Origin of the sequence: Pseudomonas asiatica (genome assembly GCF_009932335.1) — a bacterium.
Taxonomy (GTDB): domain Bacteria; phylum Pseudomonadota; class Gammaproteobacteria; order Pseudomonadales; family Pseudomonadaceae; genus Aquipseudomonas; species Aquipseudomonas asiatica.
Window position 1 is genome coordinate 3,483,250 of record NZ_BLJF01000001.1, and the last position, 13,625, is coordinate 3,496,874.

At 63.4% G+C, this 13,625-nt stretch carries 19 protein-coding genes; 6 read left to right on the forward strand and 13 right to left on the reverse strand.

Going from position 1 to position 13,625, the window contains the following annotated elements; genetic code table 11:
• Positions 1-2 precede the first annotated feature (2 nt).
• Positions 3-473, forward strand: coding sequence for a MaoC family dehydratase (locus tag GYA95_RS16170; protein WP_012273633.1), 471 nt, complete (start codon positions 3-5; stop codon positions 471-473).
• A 126-nt stretch (positions 474-599) separates the two neighbouring features.
• On the opposite strand, the gene GYA95_RS16175 is transcribed toward GYA95_RS16170, so the two are convergent.
• The 7 genes from GYA95_RS16175 to GYA95_RS16205 form a co-directional block, all read right to left on the reverse strand.
• Positions 600-1,838: an RNA polymerase sigma factor gene (locus GYA95_RS16175; protein ID WP_015271312.1), complete on the reverse strand. Its 1,239-nt coding sequence runs from the start codon at positions 1,836-1,838 to the stop codon at positions 600-602.
• A complete protein-coding gene (locus tag GYA95_RS16180; RefSeq protein WP_015271313.1) occupies positions 1,838-2,323 on the reverse strand; it encodes an SRPBCC family protein in 486 nt (161 codons plus the stop codon). Before GYA95_RS16180 ends, GYA95_RS16175 begins: the two co-directional genes overlap by 1 nt.
• 21 nt (positions 2,324-2,344) lie before the next feature.
• Positions 2,345-2,689, reverse strand: coding sequence for a YciI family protein (locus GYA95_RS16185; protein WP_013973721.1), 345 nt, complete (start codon positions 2,687-2,689; stop codon positions 2,345-2,347).
• A 44-nt stretch (positions 2,690-2,733) separates the two neighbouring features.
• A complete protein-coding gene (locus GYA95_RS16190; RefSeq protein ID WP_015271314.1) occupies positions 2,734-3,159 on the reverse strand; it encodes a YybH family protein in 426 nt (141 codons plus the stop codon).
• A 158-nt stretch (positions 3,160-3,317) separates the two neighbouring features.
• Positions 3,318-3,650, reverse strand: coding sequence for a type II toxin-antitoxin system HicB family antitoxin (locus GYA95_RS16195; protein ID WP_015271315.1), 333 nt, complete (start codon positions 3,648-3,650; stop codon positions 3,318-3,320).
• On the reverse strand, positions 3,647-3,901 hold the full coding sequence (locus GYA95_RS16200) for a type II toxin-antitoxin system HicA family toxin (protein ID WP_015271316.1): 255 nt from the start codon (positions 3,899-3,901) through the stop codon (positions 3,647-3,649). The genes GYA95_RS16195 and GYA95_RS16200 overlap by 4 nt, the downstream gene beginning before the upstream one ends.
• Before the next feature lie 140 nt (positions 3,902-4,041).
• Positions 4,042-4,299 carry a DUF2790 domain-containing protein gene (locus GYA95_RS16205; protein WP_004375752.1) on the reverse strand — a complete coding sequence of 86 codons (258 nt, stop codon included), beginning with the start codon at positions 4,297-4,299 and terminating at the stop codon, positions 4,042-4,044.
• Between the two features lie 354 nt (positions 4,300-4,653).
• On the opposite strand from GYA95_RS16205, the gene GYA95_RS16210 reads away from it, so the two are divergent.
• Complete coding sequence (locus GYA95_RS16210) at positions 4,654-5,022, forward strand: GNAT family N-acetyltransferase (protein WP_015271317.1); 369 nt, start codon at positions 4,654-4,656, stop codon at positions 5,020-5,022.
• Here GYA95_RS16210 and def read toward each other — a convergent pair.
• The 3 genes from def to GYA95_RS16225 form a co-directional block, all read right to left on the reverse strand.
• On the reverse strand, positions 4,977-5,513 hold the full coding sequence (gene def, locus GYA95_RS16215) for a peptide deformylase (RefSeq protein WP_015271318.1): 537 nt from the start codon (positions 5,511-5,513) through the stop codon (positions 4,977-4,979). The two genes, GYA95_RS16210 and def, sit on opposite strands and share 46 nt — an antisense overlap.
• Entirely contained in the window at positions 5,510-6,469 is a 960-nt protein-coding gene (locus tag GYA95_RS16220) for a YihY/virulence factor BrkB family protein (protein ID WP_013973725.1), read from the reverse strand. Before GYA95_RS16220 ends, def begins: the two co-directional genes overlap by 4 nt.
• A 221-nt stretch (positions 6,470-6,690) precedes the next feature.
• On the reverse strand, positions 6,691-6,870 hold the full coding sequence (locus GYA95_RS16225) for a CsbD family protein (RefSeq protein ID WP_015271319.1): 180 nt from the start codon (positions 6,868-6,870) through the stop codon (positions 6,691-6,693).
• A 186-nt stretch (positions 6,871-7,056) separates the two neighbouring features.
• Here GYA95_RS16225 and GYA95_RS16230 point away from each other — a divergent pair, with 186 nt between their 5' ends.
• A complete protein-coding gene (locus tag GYA95_RS16230; RefSeq protein ID WP_013973727.1) occupies positions 7,057-7,437 on the forward strand; it encodes a hypothetical protein in 381 nt (126 codons plus the stop codon).
• Here the strand turns inward: GYA95_RS16230 and GYA95_RS16235 are convergent, their stop codons facing one another.
• Positions 7,438-8,274: a CvfB family protein gene (locus GYA95_RS16235; protein ID WP_013973728.1), complete on the reverse strand. Its 837-nt coding sequence runs from the start codon at positions 8,272-8,274 to the stop codon at positions 7,438-7,440.
• Between the two features lie 131 nt (positions 8,275-8,405).
• Between GYA95_RS16235 and GYA95_RS16240 the strand changes: the two genes are divergently transcribed.
• Complete coding sequence (locus GYA95_RS16240) at positions 8,406-9,266, forward strand: DUF6279 family lipoprotein (RefSeq protein ID WP_015271320.1); 861 nt, start codon at positions 8,406-8,408, stop codon at positions 9,264-9,266.
• A 128-nt stretch (positions 9,267-9,394) separates the two neighbouring features.
• Here the strand turns inward: GYA95_RS16240 and aceK are convergent, their stop codons facing one another.
• Positions 9,395-11,110 (reverse strand): bifunctional isocitrate dehydrogenase kinase/phosphatase, encoded by a 1,716-nt coding sequence (gene aceK, locus GYA95_RS16245; protein ID WP_013973730.1) that lies wholly within the window; start codon positions 11,108-11,110, stop codon positions 9,395-9,397.
• A gap of 248 nt (positions 11,111-11,358) precedes the next feature.
• Between aceK and GYA95_RS16250 the strand changes: the two genes are divergently transcribed.
• Complete coding sequence (locus GYA95_RS16250; protein ID WP_015271321.1) at positions 11,359-12,234, forward strand: DMT family transporter; 876 nt, start codon at positions 11,359-11,361, stop codon at positions 12,232-12,234.
• Positions 12,235-12,247: 13 nt separating this feature from the next.
• The gene (locus GYA95_RS16255) at positions 12,248-12,706 is read left to right on the forward strand and encodes a DUF4265 domain-containing protein (protein WP_015271322.1); all 459 of its coding nucleotides are present in this window, start codon (positions 12,248-12,250) and stop codon (positions 12,704-12,706) included.
• A gap of 3 nt (positions 12,707-12,709) precedes the next feature.
• On the opposite strand, the gene GYA95_RS16260 is transcribed toward GYA95_RS16255, so the two are convergent.
• Positions 12,710-13,591 carry a DMT family transporter gene (locus GYA95_RS16260; RefSeq protein ID WP_015271323.1) on the reverse strand — a complete coding sequence of 294 codons (882 nt, stop codon included), beginning with the start codon at positions 13,589-13,591 and terminating at the stop codon, positions 12,710-12,712.
• Positions 13,592-13,625 lie beyond the last annotated feature (34 nt).

Genomic DNA, 13,625 nt, shown 5'->3' on the forward strand with positions numbered 1-13,625 from the left:
CGATGTCCCAGGTCACCAACACGCCTTACGAAGCCCTCGAAGTCGGCCAGAAGGCCGAGTACAAGAAGTCCGTCGAAGAACGCGACATCCAGTTGTTCGCCGCGATGTCCGGTGACCACAACCCGGTACACCTGGACGCCGAGTTCGCTGCCAAGAGCATGTTCCGCGAGCGCATTGCCCACGGCATGTTCAGCGGCGCGCTGATCAGTGCTGCAGTGGCCTGCACCTTGCCTGGCCCTGGCACCATCTACCTGGGCCAGCAGATGAGCTTCCAGAAGCCGGTGAAAATTGGCGATACCCTGACCGTGCGCCTGGAAATCCTGGAGAAGCTGCCTAAGTTCAAGGTGCGCATCGCCACCAATGTGTACAACCAGAATGATGAGCTGGTGGTCCAGGGCGAGGCCGAGATCCTCGCACCGCGCAAGCAGCAGACCGTCGAGCTGGTGTCGCCGCCGAATTTTGTGGCTAGCTGAAGATTGATGCAGGCAGTACCGGCCCTTTCGCGGGTAAACCCGCTCCCACATGGACCTCACAGCATCAAGCCGTGACGCAATCCTGTGGGAGCGGGTTTACCCGCGAAGAGGCCAGTGCAGCCAACATCATTCGATAGCCTGCAACCGCCGCTCGATATGCCTGCGCTCCGGCTCCTGCCGGGTCAGCGCCAGCGCCTGCCGCCAGGCCGCCCGGGCCTCTTCCATATGCCCCAACTGGTAATGCAGCTCGCCCCGCGTCGCATGCGCCAGGTGATAGTCCAGCAACTCTCCCCTCGCCAGAATCCCTTCCACTTCCCGCAGCCCAACCTCCGGCCCATCCCGCTTTGCCAGCGCCACGGCCCTGTTCAGCTCTACCACTGCTGACGGCCAATGCCGCTGCAGCACGTCATACAGCCCGACGATCTCCGCCCAGTCGGTCGCTTCGGCTGTCGCCGCTTCGGCATGCACCGCCGCAATCGCCGCCTGCACGGTATAGGCACCGAACGCCCGACTTTGCAGGGCTTGGCGCACCAGTTCGCAGCCTTCGGCAATGCGTTGCCGGTCCCACAGGCTACGGTCCTGCTGCTCGAGCAATACCAGGTTGCCCTGGCCATCGGTACGCGCCCGCTGCCGGGACGCCTGCAGCAACATCAGAGCCAGCAGGCCGACCACCTCCGGGTCGGGCAGCAACTGCACCAGCAGGCGCGCCAGGCGAATGGCTTCATCGCTCAGCTCCTGCTGCAACAGCGCCTCGCCCGACGACGCCGAATAGCCCTCGTTGAACACCAGGTAGATCACCCGCAGCACACTCTCCAGGCGCTCGGGCAGTTCGCTCAGCTCCGGTACCTGATAAGGGATGCCGGCATCGCGGATCTTGGCCTTGGCGCGCACGATACGCTGGGCAATGGTGGCCGGGCTCTGCAGGAAAGCGCGGGCGATCTGCTCGGTGGTCAGGTCGCAGACTTCACGCAGGGTCAGCGGCACCTGGGCATCGGCGGACAAGGCCGGGTGGCAGCAGGTGAAGATCAGCCGCAGGCGGTCGTCGGCCAGCAGTTCTTCCTCGCTGGGGTCCTGCGCCTGGCCGTCGAGCAGCATGCTCAGGTCCGCCTGGGAACGGTCGAATCGGGCGCGCCGGCGCAGCGCATCGATGGCCTTGAAGCGGCCGGTGGACACCAGCCACGCCCGCGGGTTATCGGGGATACCGTCGCGCTGCCAGCGCTCGACGGCGATGAAGAAGGCATCGTGCATGGCCTCCTCGGCCAGGTCGAAATCACCCAGCAGGCGGATCAGCGTCGCCAGGATGCGCCGTGACTCGCTCCGGTAGACCGCCTCGACCTCGGCGCGCACCTGCGCCAGTGCCGTCATCAGTCGGGCATCCGCTGGGTCACCACCTCCACCAGGCGGTCCAGGCTTTCTCCCCAACCCTGATGGAAGCCCATTTCCTCATGGGCGCGGCAATCGGCGGCATTCCAGTGCCAGGCGCGGGCGGTGTAGCGGGTTTTGCCCTGCTCCTCGTCAAAACTGATCACGGCAGTCATGAAGGCCTTGTCCGAAGGTACCCAGCCTGGGCCGAAGGCATCGGTGAACACCAGCCGCCGCGGCGCGGCGATCTCCAGGAACACGCCCTGGTTCGGGTACTCGCTGCCATCCGGCGCCCGCATCAGGGTGCGGAACAGGCCACCGATCCACAATTGCATCTCGCACTCCGGGGTGGTCATGCCGTGCGGCCCCCACCACTGCATCAGCCACTGGGGCTCGGTCCAGGCGCGGAACACCTTGGCCGGTGGCGCGTCGATCAGGCGGCTGATGGACAACTCGTGTTGCGCTTGCGCGGGGTGTGCAAGGCTCATGCTGGTAGGTCTCCATTGCTGTCAGGGTTGCAGTTCGCGCACCGGCCGCACCTCGACACTGCCGACCCGTGCGGCGGGGATGCCCTTGGCGATGTTCAGCGCCTCGTTCAGGTCGCGGGCTTCCACCAGGTAGAAGCCAGCCAGTTGCTCCTTGGTCTCGGCGAACGGTCCGTCGGTCAGGCTCATGTGCCCGTTGCGCATGCGCACTGTGGTGGCGGTCTGCACCGGCTTCAGCGCCTCGGCCGCCAGCATTCGCCCGGAGCCTTGGATGGATTCGGCATACGCCATGCATTCGGCGTCTTCCGGGCTGTCGGGCAGGCTGTGCAACAGCCCCTCGTCACAATAGACCAGGCACAGGTATTTCATGGTCGCCTCCAGGGCATTGGCAAAGTGCGTTTGGCGATAACAGCTCAGGGCTTGAGATCGAACAGGGCTTTCTGGGTTTCCATGTCGAATGGCGCCGACCAGTGTTCGTGGATTACCTGCCACTGGCCACCTTGACGACGATAGCCCACGGTGGCGCGCATGAAGCCGCACTGGCTTTCGTTGTCCGCGGGGCCACAGCGGTTAAGCCAGTGGGCCAAGGCCAGGTCGCCAGCGGCATGCACGGTAAGTTCGGCTAATTCGAAAACCATCGGGCCGGGGCACATGCCCATGCACATTTCCCAATGCGCCTGGTAGGTTGCCTTGCCTTTGAATTGCAGGGCCTGGATGGCATCGAAGGCGACGATGTCGTCGGCATAGGGAGCGACGATGTTGGGGATGTCGCGGTCGCGCACGGCCTGCATCCAGCGCTCGATCAATTGGCGAATCTCGGTTTCGGCTGCGGTGCTCATCGGGGGTTCCTCCGACAGGTCATGGGTGATTGGGCACGGGGGTGCAACGTGCTCTCACCTATTGGTCGAACGGGAACTGGAGGAATCGACAGGCAACGGAAACTATTCTGCATGAGTAATTGCAGAATACCCGCGAGAAACAACGAAAGCAGGCTTGTTCAGGCCATTGCGGCTTGTTCGAAGACCTCGTCGGCCCACTGGTTGAGGCTTTTGCCGGCAGCACGGGCAGCAACACTCGCGGCAGCATGAACTTCGGGCCGGATACGCAGCATTACTTTGCCCGAGGCAGGTTTTTCCGGCGCAATGCCCTGCTCTGCGCAATCGGCCAGGTAATCTTCCAGCGCATCGCGAAACGCCTCATGCAGCTCGGGCACCGAGCTTGCGTGAAAACTGATGATGTCACGCATACCAAGCACACGGCCGACGAAGATATCGTCACGCGCGTCGTACTCGATACGGGCAGCGTAGCCTTTGTAGCGCATGCAACTCATATCCTGACTCCTGCCCGCAAGAGGAATTCACGGGCTTCTTCAATCTGATACCGCTTGGCTTCCTTGCCTGGATGAGGCCGATGACATCTCCAGCATTGGCCACCCAGCACCAGCTTGACCCTGGAGCCTTGCCGCTCCAGCACCTCACCGCCCAGATGGAGTACCAATGCCTCGATCTCGGAGAAAGCCAACGACGCCGTGGTCGGCGTTCGGAAAATTGCGTCGAGGATTTTGCGGTATCGAGTGTTCATCAAAAAATGCTATCAAATTAAGATAGCACTTTTTCCTCGATATTCATTCAGGATTTTTCTGTTGCCCGAACTGCAAGACGGTTGATGGCCCCGTCACCCGCAGGCCAGCGAAAGGGCCATCAACACAGGCAAGAGCCTGATCAACCCTGCTGGCACCCCTCACCCATGGCTCGGTACTGGATGGTGTGCACCTGGCCCTGGTGGTCTTCGTAGGTCATGGTCGCAGGTACCACTTCGCAGACGTTGGGGATGGTCGACAGGTTGATCACCCGCTTGATGTCCAGGTTCATGGAGTAGTCGTACTGCTGGGCGACGGGCTCGCTGGAGACGGGTCTGGCCTCATCGGCGAGGGCGAACGAGGACATACCGACCAATGCAAGAATCAGTAATGGTTTCATGTGAGTTTGCCTTTTGAGCATTCAAGCTGATCGATTGACTTCTATTGCCGTGCCCGGCGCGGAGAAGTTGCCATCTGCGGTGAAGATGGCACGAAGTACCGATCCCGCTTCGTACTGCCAGTGGGGATGGCTAAAAGTCTACTCCCGGCCTGGAATAGTTGAACCCCGAACTCGGACATTCACCCTTGCCAGATATGCAACAATCTGCGACAAGTTCACCGCAAAACATCAGGCCAGAGCCTCTGGCCACCTTTCAGGGCAGGGCGCGCAATTTCTGAAAATTTGTACTGTTCGAAACTTTCGGCCCCGGAACGCCGGCTGCTGGACCACTTTTACCGCCAGCATGGCTCACGCATGCGTGCTGCGGGCGATGCAGAGCTGTGGGTGGCGCGGGGCCCCGGCATCATCGCAGGCTTGAGCCTGAGCCCGGTGGGCGATGGCTTGTGGCTGACCGGGTTGTTCGTCGACCCGCAGCGGCGCAGCCAGGGCGTGGCCGGGCGGTTGGTCGAGGCGGCGCTGGCGCAGGCTGGCGGGCCCACCTGGCTGTTCTGCCACCCGGACCTTGCGCCCTTCTACCAGCGCCTGGGCTTCGACATGGCTCTGCAACTGCCGGAAACCCTGGCTGGCCGCCTGCAGCGCTACCAGCGCAGCAAACGCCTGGTGGCACTGCAACGGGGTCAGTCGTCGCTGGCGTCGAGCCCGGGGAACAGCACCTCGGTGTAGCCGAACCGGGAAAAGTCCTGGATGCGTGACGGGTAAAGCCGGCCGATCAGGTGGTCGCATTCATGCTGCACCACCCGCGCATGGAAGCCGTCGGCAAAACGGTTGATCGGGTTGCCCTGGGGGTCGATGCCTTCATAGCAGATGTGCTTGAAACGCGGTACCACACCGCGCAGGCCGGGCACCGACAGGCAGCCTTCCCAACCGTCCTCGATCTCGCTGGATGTGGGCGTGATGACCGGGTTGAGCAGGATAGTCTGCGGCACCGGTTCGGCATCCGGGTAACGCTCGCTGCGCTCGAAGCCGAAGATCACCAGTTGCAGGTCTATGCCGATCTGCGGTGCGGCCAGGCCGACACCGCCCACATGGCGCATGGTTTCGAACATGTCGTCGATCAGTTGCTGCAGTTCGGCGCTGCCGATCATGTGCTCGGGCACTGGCGGGGCGATGCGCAGCAGGCGTTCGTCGCCCATCTTGAGAATGTCACGGATCATCTGGGGTTCGGCTCTGAAGATTGGTGCTCGCTCGGAACGGGGTGCTCATGGCCCAGCACGGTAATGGTTTCGCGGGGCTTGTGCTCATCGACGTCCTTTTCGCCAGGGTTCTTGCCCTCGCTCGACATGTGCTCGATCACTGCGTTCATCTCCGCGCCCAGCAGCAAAACGGCAGCGGAGATATAGAAATACAGCAATAGCACGATGATTGCACCGATACTGCCGTACATGGCGTTGTAGTCGGCAAAAGTCTTCACGTAGTAGGCAAAGCCCAGCGACGCCAAGATCCACACCACCACCGCCAGCACCGAACCCGGGGTGATGAAGCGGAACTGCTGCTTGACATCGGGCATCACGTAGTAGATCAGCGCCACCGCCACCATCATCAGGATGATGATCGCCGGCCAGCGCAGGATGGTCCACACCGTGACGATCACCTCCTGCATGCCTACCTGGGCGGCAATCCACTCCATCACCTGCGGGCCCAGCACCATCAGCGCCGCTGCCACCAGCAACATGCCGGCAATGCCCACGGTATAGATGATCGACAACGGAATGCGCTTCCACACCGGGCGGCCCTCGGGCACATCGTAGGCGGCGTTCATCGCGCTCATCATCAGGCGCACACCGGCCGATGCGGTCCACAAGGCAATCACGATACCTACTGACAGCAGCCCGCCCTTGGACTGCTGCAACTGGTCGATCACCGGGTTGACCTGCTCCAGCGCCTGGGGTGGCAGCACCAGTTCCGATTGCAGGCGCAGCCAGGAGAAGAAGTCCGGCAGGTGCAGGAAACCGATCAGGGCGATCAGGAACAGCAGGAACGGGAACAACGAGAACAGCATCTGGTAGGCCAATGCGGAAGCGTAGGTCGACATCTCGTCGTCGAGGAATTCCTTGACGGTGCGTACCAACACGCGGTGCAGGGGCAGGCCGCGCAGGTCGGGGAAAATCATAGCGTCTCCTTTCGCCGCTTGATTCGTGGGTACCACGGGTAAGTCTAATAGACCATGCCGCTGCTGTGCTGATCCCGGCCATGCTGCAAGAATTTGCTTACGCCAGTAGCGGCCTCTTCGCGGGCACGCCCGCTCCCACAGGTACCGCACAGTGCTTGAAATCTGTTCAGTACCTGTGGGAGCGGGTTTACCCGCGAAAAGGCCGGGACAGGCCAGTCACATCAAGGTTTTTTCACCGCGTCCTTCACATTGCCCTTGATCTGTTGCCCCTCGCCCTTGAGCTCCTGCGCTTCACCCTCGGCCCGCAGCCGCTCGTTGTCGGTCACTTTGCCGACACCCTGCTTGACGTTGCCGATCGCTTCGTTGGCCAAGCCTTTCGCTTTGTCTTTGGTACCGCTCATGGCAAAACTCCTGCAATTGGGGGCACGTGGACCGTGCCGACAGTCGGTGGACCCGACGCCTTCGCCAAGCGTTCCAACAGTTTTTTCGCCTTCGAACCGAGCGGCAAGGCGGTTGGCAAACCTTGCTCCGCTACCCGCCACCCCTCACAATGCAGGCCTTCATAGCGTCAACCCGCAGGAACCTGCATGAAACTCGACAAACCCGCCGCCATCGCCCGGCGTAACGAAGCACTGGCCCGCCCGGTGCTGACCAGCAGCAACACCCTGTTCGCCATCCTCGACCGCAAGCGCAACCTGTGGTGGTTCGAGGTGCCGGTGGCGCTGCTGCGCAAGGGCCAGCCCGACTGGGTCAACCTGCTGCTGCACACCCCGGAAAGCGACGAGCTGCAGCACCTGAAGGTGCCGACCAACTTCCTGCGCGCTCACCAGGAACAGATGGAAGTGCGCAACCCCGGCAAGCGCCGCTCGACCATCAGCCTGGCCCTCAGCGCCGACCGCGACTCGCTGCTGCGCGACACCCGACCGGGTGGCGAGCAGCTGGACTTCCGTACCTTCGTGCAGGCCTGATCAGGCCTTTTCGATGCGATCGTCATGGATGACGATGCGGCCCTGCTTGAACAGCCCGCCAATGGCCTTCTTGAAGTTGCCCTTGCTGACGTTGAACAGCTTGCTGATCAGCGCCGGGTCGCTCTTGTCGCACACCCCCAGCACCCCACCTTCGGCCTCCAGGCGCGCCATGATCTGCTCCTGCAGGCTGTCGGCCAGGGCAGCACCCACCGGTTGCAGGCTCAAGGCGATCTTGCCGTCCGCGCGCACTTCCTTGATAAAGCCCTTCTCGTGCATGCCCGAGCGCAGGAACTTGAACACCTCGTTCTTGTGGATCAGGCCCCAGTGGCGGTTGTTGATGATCGCCTTGAATCCCATCGGTGTCTCGCCGGCCACCAGCAGCTCGACCGGCTGGCCCACCTGGTAGTCCGCCGGGGTACGGTCCAGGTAGCGGTCCAGGCGTGAGGTGGCGGTGATGCGGCGGGTGCGCTTGTCGAGATACACGTGTACCACGCAGTAGTCGCCGATTTTCAGCGGCCGCGCCTCTTCCGAGTACGGCATCAGCAGGTCCTTGGACAGGCCCCAGTCGAGGAAGATGCCGGCACCGTTGATATCCTTGACCTTGAGGCTGGCGAACTCGCCAACCTGCACCTTGGGCTTCTCGGTGGTGGCGATCAGCTGGTCTTCGCTGTCCAGGTAGATGAACACGTTCAGCCAGTCATCCACTTCGGTTTCGGCGTTTTTCGGGATGTAGCGCCCGGGCAGCAGGATCTCGCCGTCGGCGCCGCCGTCCAGGTACAGGCCGAAGTCCACGTGTTTCACGATTTGCAAACTGTTGTAACGCCCAAGCAGAGCCATTTCCGATGTTCCTCAAGACAAGGCGGCTATTCTACACCTGAAGCCAGCGCGCCGCCCGACCGCTGATGCAGTGGAACCGTCAGCGTTCCTCTTGCGTCTACCGACGGGCAAGCACCCGCAAGGAGCAGCCCATGCCGCTACGCCTGTCCAAAGCCCTGCTCGTCGCCATCGGCTGCGCCCTGGCCCTGGCCGCCTGCAGCCGTATCGACCTGGCCTACCGCAACCTCGACCGCCTGGTGCCGTGGTCGCTGGGCGACTACCTGGCCATGAACAGCGAGCAGAAGGCCATGCTTGACGACCGCCTGCGGGAGCACCTGGCCTGGCATTGCAAGACCCAGCTGCCTGGTTACCTCGACTGGCTGGACCGGGTACGCGGCATGGTCGCCGACGACCAGGTGACCGACCAATCCCTGCAGCAGCGTACCCGCGAAGCCCGCGAGGCGATTGGCCGGGTAGCCGAGGAAATCACCCCTTCGGCCACCGAGCTGCTGCGCGGCATGAGCGATGCCCAGGTGGCGGAGATGCGCGAGGCGTTCCGCGAAGACATCAGCGAACGGCAGAAGAAGTATGTGGATACGCCGTTGGACAAGCAGATCGCCCGCCGTACCGAACGCATGGAGAAACGCCTGACGCCGTGGTTTGGCGAGCTGACCGCGGTACAGAAGCAGCGCGTGCAGGCCTGGTCCCAGGCGCTGGGCGACCAGAACCGCGAATGGATCGCCAACCGCGCGCACTGGCAGCAGCAATTGCTGCTGGCGATGAACCAGCGCAACGACGCCAGCTTCGAGCCGCGCCTGGCAACGCTGTTGCAGCGCAAGGAGAGTTTGTGGACGCCGGAGTACCGGGCGGCGTATCAGAATACCGAGCAGCAGGCGCGCAGCTTGCTGGTGGACCTGGTGCACCAGAGTACCCCGCAGCAGCGGCGGTACCTGCTGGAACGGTTGAGCAAGGTGCGTACCGATTTCAGTGAATTGAAGTGTTTGAAGGGGTAATTGGGAAAAGCAGGCCCGGCCTCTTCGCGGGCTTGCCCGCTCCCACAGGAACCCACTGCCCTCGAGAGCTGTGATGTACCTGTGGGAGCGGGCAAGCCCGCGAAGAGGCCGGGCCTGCTAAAGCACAGTCACCGCCCCTTGCGCCTATACGGAAACACATCGATCACCTTCCCGTCACGAATCGCCGCCTGCAGCCCCTTCCAGTAATCCGCGTCGTACAACTCCCCATGCAGGCGGCTGAACAAGCGCCGCTGGCCGATATCGGCAAACAGGAACGGCGGAAACTCCTCGGGGAACACGTCATGCGGCCCGATCGAGTACCACGGCTCGCCCGACATCTCGTCCTCCGGGTAACGCGGCGGCGGGATATGGCGGAAGTTCACCTCGGTCAGGAAGCTGATCTCGTCATAGTCATAGAACACCACCCGGCCATGGCGGGTTACGCCAAAGTTCTTCAGCAGCATGTCGCCAGGGAAGATATTCGCCGCCGCCAGCTGCTTGATGGCCAGGCCGTAATCCTCCAGGGCCTCCAGCACCTGGCCCTCGCTGGCGTGTTCCAGGTACAGGTTCAGCGGCGTCATGCGCCGCTCGGTCCAGCAGTGGCGGATCAGCACCGTGTCACCCTCCAGCGCCACGGTCGATGGCGCCACCTCCAGCAGTTCGGCCAGGCACTCCGGCTCGAACTTGCTACGCGGGAATCGAAAATCGGCGAACTCCTGGGTATCGGCCATGCGCCCGACGCGGTCGACGCTTTTCACCAGCCGGTACTTGTCTATCACCGTGGCACGGTCGACCGTCTTCGACGGTGAAAAACGGTCCTTGATGATCTTGAACACGGTGTTGAAGCCCGGCAGGGTGAACACGCTCATGACCATGCCGCGCACCCCGGGCGCCATGACGAAGCGGTCGTCGCTGCTGGCCAGGTGGTTGATCAGCGCCCGGTAGAACTCCGACTTGCCATGCTTGTAGAAACCGATGGAGGTATACAGCTCGGCAATGTGCTTGCCCGGCAAGATGCGTTTGAGGAAGTTGACGAACTCCGCAGGCACCGGCACATCGACCATGAAGTACGAGCGGGTGAAGGAAAAGATGATCGACACCTCGGCCTCGTCGGTGATCAGCGCATCGGCCTCGATACCGTGCCCTTCGCGGTGCAGCAGCGGGATTACCAGCGGCCATTGCTCATCGCTGTTGAACAGACGGCCGACCAGGTATGCACCCTTGTTGCGGTAAAGCACCGGCACAAACAGCTCCAACGCCAAGGTCGGATCCTTGCATACCCAGTCCGGCAGGCAGTCGCGCAACTGATCCTCCAGGCGCACCAGGTCGCCCTCCAGGTCGCCGTACGGCACATCGAACGGGTAATCGCTGAACACCGCCCGCAGCAGGCCCTTGAGCCCACCGTCAGGCCGATAGGTACGGGTTTGCGCGGCGCGCTCACGGCTGCGCATGGACGGTCGGGTGGTGTGGATGAACATGCAGCCGTCGCTGATCAGGTCGTGGCTGAACAGGCTGCAGAACAGCGAGTTGTACCAGGTCTCGGACAGCTCGTCGTCCAGCCTTGGGTCGATCAGGTGGATATAGGCGTTCTTCACCAACGGCCATTGCTCCACATCCAGCAGCACGTCCTCGGCAAAGCTCTGGCGCAGCCAGCCGTTGACCTCGGCGACCTTCTCTTCATAGAGATTGATACGGGCGGCGGCGGCACGCTGGATATCCTGCCAGCGCGCCTGCTCGAAGCGCTGGCGGGCACCGAGGGTGATGCGCTGGAAGTGGTCGCGGTAGTCGTCGAAGCCGGCAAGGATCGTCCGGGCGATTTCGACAGCGGGCCAGGGCTGGGGCATGCGAGGACCTCGGTGCGGTGTTGAGTTACAGAGCTTAGTCGCCTCTTGGTTTTTGCGGAGCCTGTGCCGGCCTCTTCGCGGGCACGCCCGCTCCCACAGGATTACCACAGGGCCGAGCATTGCAGAGAACCTGTGGGAGCGGGCGTGCCCGCGAAGAGGCCGGCACAGGTTTACACCGCAAAAAAGCACAAGAATCCCCAACCCCCCTGGCGTACACTCGCGCCCCTGCCCTGCCTCCGGAGACCGTTGTGAGCCCCATCGCCCTAGCCCGCCTGCTGACCCTTGCCGCCGTCTGGGGGGCGAGCTTCCTGTTCATGCGCATCATCGCCCCCGAACTGGGCACGGTGCCGACGGCGTTCTTCCGCGTGTCCATCGCCTGCCTGGGCCTGGTTGCACTGCTCGCTGCCGCCCGCGTGCGCTGGGACTTCCAGGGCAAGCTCGGGGCCTGCCTGGTGCTGGGCATGATCAATTCCGGTATTCCCGCCACGTTCTACTCCGTGGCCGCCCAGGTGCTGCCCGCCGGCTACTCGGCAATCTTCAACGCCACCACACCGCTGATGGGTGTGCTGGTCGGCGTGCTGTTCTTCCGCGAACCGATGACCCTGGCCAAGCTCTGCGGCATCTTCCTCGGCCTGTTCGGCGTCGGCATCCTCAGCGGTGCCGGCCCGGTGGCCCTGGACCTGGCCCTGCTGCAAGGCGCCCTCGCCTGCCTGGCGGCCACCACCTGCTACGGCTTTGCCGGCTTCCTCGCCCGCCGCTGGGTCAGCGGCCTGGACAGCCGCCTGTCGGCACTGGGCAGCATGCTCGGCGCCACCCTGATGCTGAGCCCGCTGTTCGCCTGGAGCGCGCTGAGCCAGCCACCCGCCAGCTGGGGCGGCTGGCAGGTGTGGCTGTCGCTGCTCGGCCTGGGCCTGCTGTGCACAGCGTTCGCCTACATCCTGTACTTCCGCCTGCTGGAGGAGATCGGCCCGGTCAAGGCCAGTACCGTGACCTTCCTGATCCCGGTATTCGGCGTATTGTGGGGGGCATGGCTGCTGGACGAGCCGCTGTCGATGGCGCACCTGTACGGTGGCCTGCTGATTGGCGTGGCATTGTGGCTGGTGCTGCGTCCGGCGCGCAGCTGAAGCGGGGTACACGATGAACGACGCGTACAAGAAGGTCCTGTTCCGCCTGGAGCAGGACGAAAACGGCTACCCGCCCGCCTCGGTCGAGGGCCTGTGGGCCAAGGCCGTGGAAGGCGGCTATGCCGTCGACAACATTCCCTTCCATGTCTACGGCATCGCCCCGGGCGACGTGATCGGCACCCGTGAGGAAGCCGGCGAAACCTGGTTCGCCGAACTGCGCCGCAGCAGCGGCAGCTCGGTGTTCCGGGTGATCGTCAAGCCCCCGGAAACCCTGGACCAGGTACGCGCGGCCTTGCACGACTTCGGCTGCAACTGCGAAACCGAGCAGGCGGTGAAGATGCTGGCGGTCGAGGTCCCGCCGCAGCGCTCGCTCGACACCTTGCTCTACTACCTGCTCACCCAGCGCGAAGCCGGCCTGCTGGACTTCGAGGAAGGCGTACTGCGCCACGCCATCCCCGAAGAGTTCCGCTAGGGCCTACGCCTCGGCCAGGCGCGCGGCGGGCTTGCGGAACACGAACAGCAGGCCCACCACGATCAGCCCCATGCCCAGCAGGCTGAGCGGCGCCAGGCGGTTACCGAAGATCAGCAGGTCCATCACCGCGGTCACCGCTGGCACCAGGTAGAACAGGCTGGTGACATTGACCAGGTTACCCTTGGCGATCAGCCGGTAAAGCAGCAGGGTCGCCAGCAGCGAGACCACCAGCCCCATCCACAGCAGCGCGCCGACGAAACCGCCAGTCCACGCCACATGCAGCGGCTGCAGCGGCGCGAACAGCGCGCACATGGCAAAGCCGGCCAGGTACTGCAGCGGCAGCGTGCCCATGGGGTTGTCGGTGATGCGCTTCTGCAGGATCGAGCCGAAGGTCATGCTGGCCAGCGCCAGCAAGGCGAACAACATCCCCGCCAGCGATACCCCGCCCAGGTTGATGCCCTGGTAGACCACCATGATCAACCCGCCAAGCCCCAACCCGAGGCCGAACAAGCGGCTCCAGGAGCGCTGGCGCTCCATCAGCACCACGGTCAGGATCGGTTGTACCCCCATCACCGTGGCCATGATGCCGGGGGTGACATGGGTATCGAGCGCCAGCAGGTAGAAGATCTGGTAAGCGCCGAGCAGCACACAGCCAGTGCCCAGGGCCCGCAGGATGGCCCCGCGACTGCGCGGCCAGCGCAGCCCCAGCAACGGGCCGATCAACAGCAGCCCGGCCAGGGCCAGCGCCGAGCGCAACAGCAGGAAGGCAAACGGGCTGGCATGCGCCAGGCCGAGCTTGGAGACGATCGCCCCGCTGCTCCACAGCAGGACGAACAGGCTGGTAGTGGCCGCCGAGGCCACGGATGCTTTGCTAAAGACAGACATGTATTGCCACCTGATTCAAGGCGAATAAGCCAGA

Excerpts from the sequence above, each read along its gene's own strand:
- GYA95_RS16170 (WP_012273633.1), top strand. The coding sequence starts at position 3 with ATGTCCCAGGTCACCAACACGCCTTACGAAGCCCTCGAAGTCGGCCAG.
- GYA95_RS16175 (WP_015271312.1), bottom strand. The coding sequence starts at position 1,838 with ATGACGGCACTGGCGCAGGTGCGCGCCGAGGTCGAGGCGGTCTACCGG.
- GYA95_RS16180 (WP_015271313.1), bottom strand. The coding sequence starts at position 2,323 with ATGAGCCTTGCACACCCCGCGCAAGCGCAACACGAGTTGTCCATCAGC.
- GYA95_RS16185 (WP_013973721.1), bottom strand. The coding sequence starts at position 2,689 with ATGAAATACCTGTGCCTGGTCTATTGTGACGAGGGGCTGTTGCACAGC.
- GYA95_RS16190 (WP_015271314.1), bottom strand. The coding sequence starts at position 3,159 with ATGAGCACCGCAGCCGAAACCGAGATTCGCCAATTGATCGAGCGCTGG.
- GYA95_RS16195 (WP_015271315.1), bottom strand. The coding sequence starts at position 3,650 with ATGAGTTGCATGCGCTACAAAGGCTACGCTGCCCGTATCGAGTACGAC.
- GYA95_RS16200 (WP_015271316.1), bottom strand. The coding sequence starts at position 3,901 with ATGAACACTCGATACCGCAAAATCCTCGACGCAATTTTCCGAACGCCG.
- GYA95_RS16205 (WP_004375752.1), bottom strand. The coding sequence starts at position 4,299 with ATGAAACCATTACTGATTCTTGCATTGGTCGGTATGTCCTCGTTCGCC.
- GYA95_RS16210 (WP_015271317.1), top strand. The coding sequence starts at position 4,654 with ATGCGTGCTGCGGGCGATGCAGAGCTGTGGGTGGCGCGGGGCCCCGGC.
- def (WP_015271318.1), bottom strand. The coding sequence starts at position 5,513 with ATGATCCGTGACATTCTCAAGATGGGCGACGAACGCCTGCTGCGCATC.
- GYA95_RS16220 (WP_013973725.1), bottom strand. The coding sequence starts at position 6,469 with ATGATTTTCCCCGACCTGCGCGGCCTGCCCCTGCACCGCGTGTTGGTA.
- GYA95_RS16225 (WP_015271319.1), bottom strand. The coding sequence starts at position 6,870 with ATGAGCGGTACCAAAGACAAAGCGAAAGGCTTGGCCAACGAAGCGATC.
- GYA95_RS16230 (WP_013973727.1), top strand. The coding sequence starts at position 7,057 with ATGAAACTCGACAAACCCGCCGCCATCGCCCGGCGTAACGAAGCACTG.
- GYA95_RS16235 (WP_013973728.1), bottom strand. The coding sequence starts at position 8,274 with ATGGCTCTGCTTGGGCGTTACAACAGTTTGCAAATCGTGAAACACGTG.
- GYA95_RS16240 (WP_015271320.1), top strand. The coding sequence starts at position 8,406 with ATGCCGCTACGCCTGTCCAAAGCCCTGCTCGTCGCCATCGGCTGCGCC.
- aceK (WP_013973730.1), bottom strand. The coding sequence starts at position 11,110 with ATGCCCCAGCCCTGGCCCGCTGTCGAAATCGCCCGGACGATCCTTGCC.
- GYA95_RS16255 (WP_015271322.1), top strand. The coding sequence starts at position 12,248 with ATGAACGACGCGTACAAGAAGGTCCTGTTCCGCCTGGAGCAGGACGAA.
- GYA95_RS16260 (WP_015271323.1), bottom strand. The coding sequence starts at position 13,591 with ATGTCTGTCTTTAGCAAAGCATCCGTGGCCTCGGCGGCCACTACCAGC.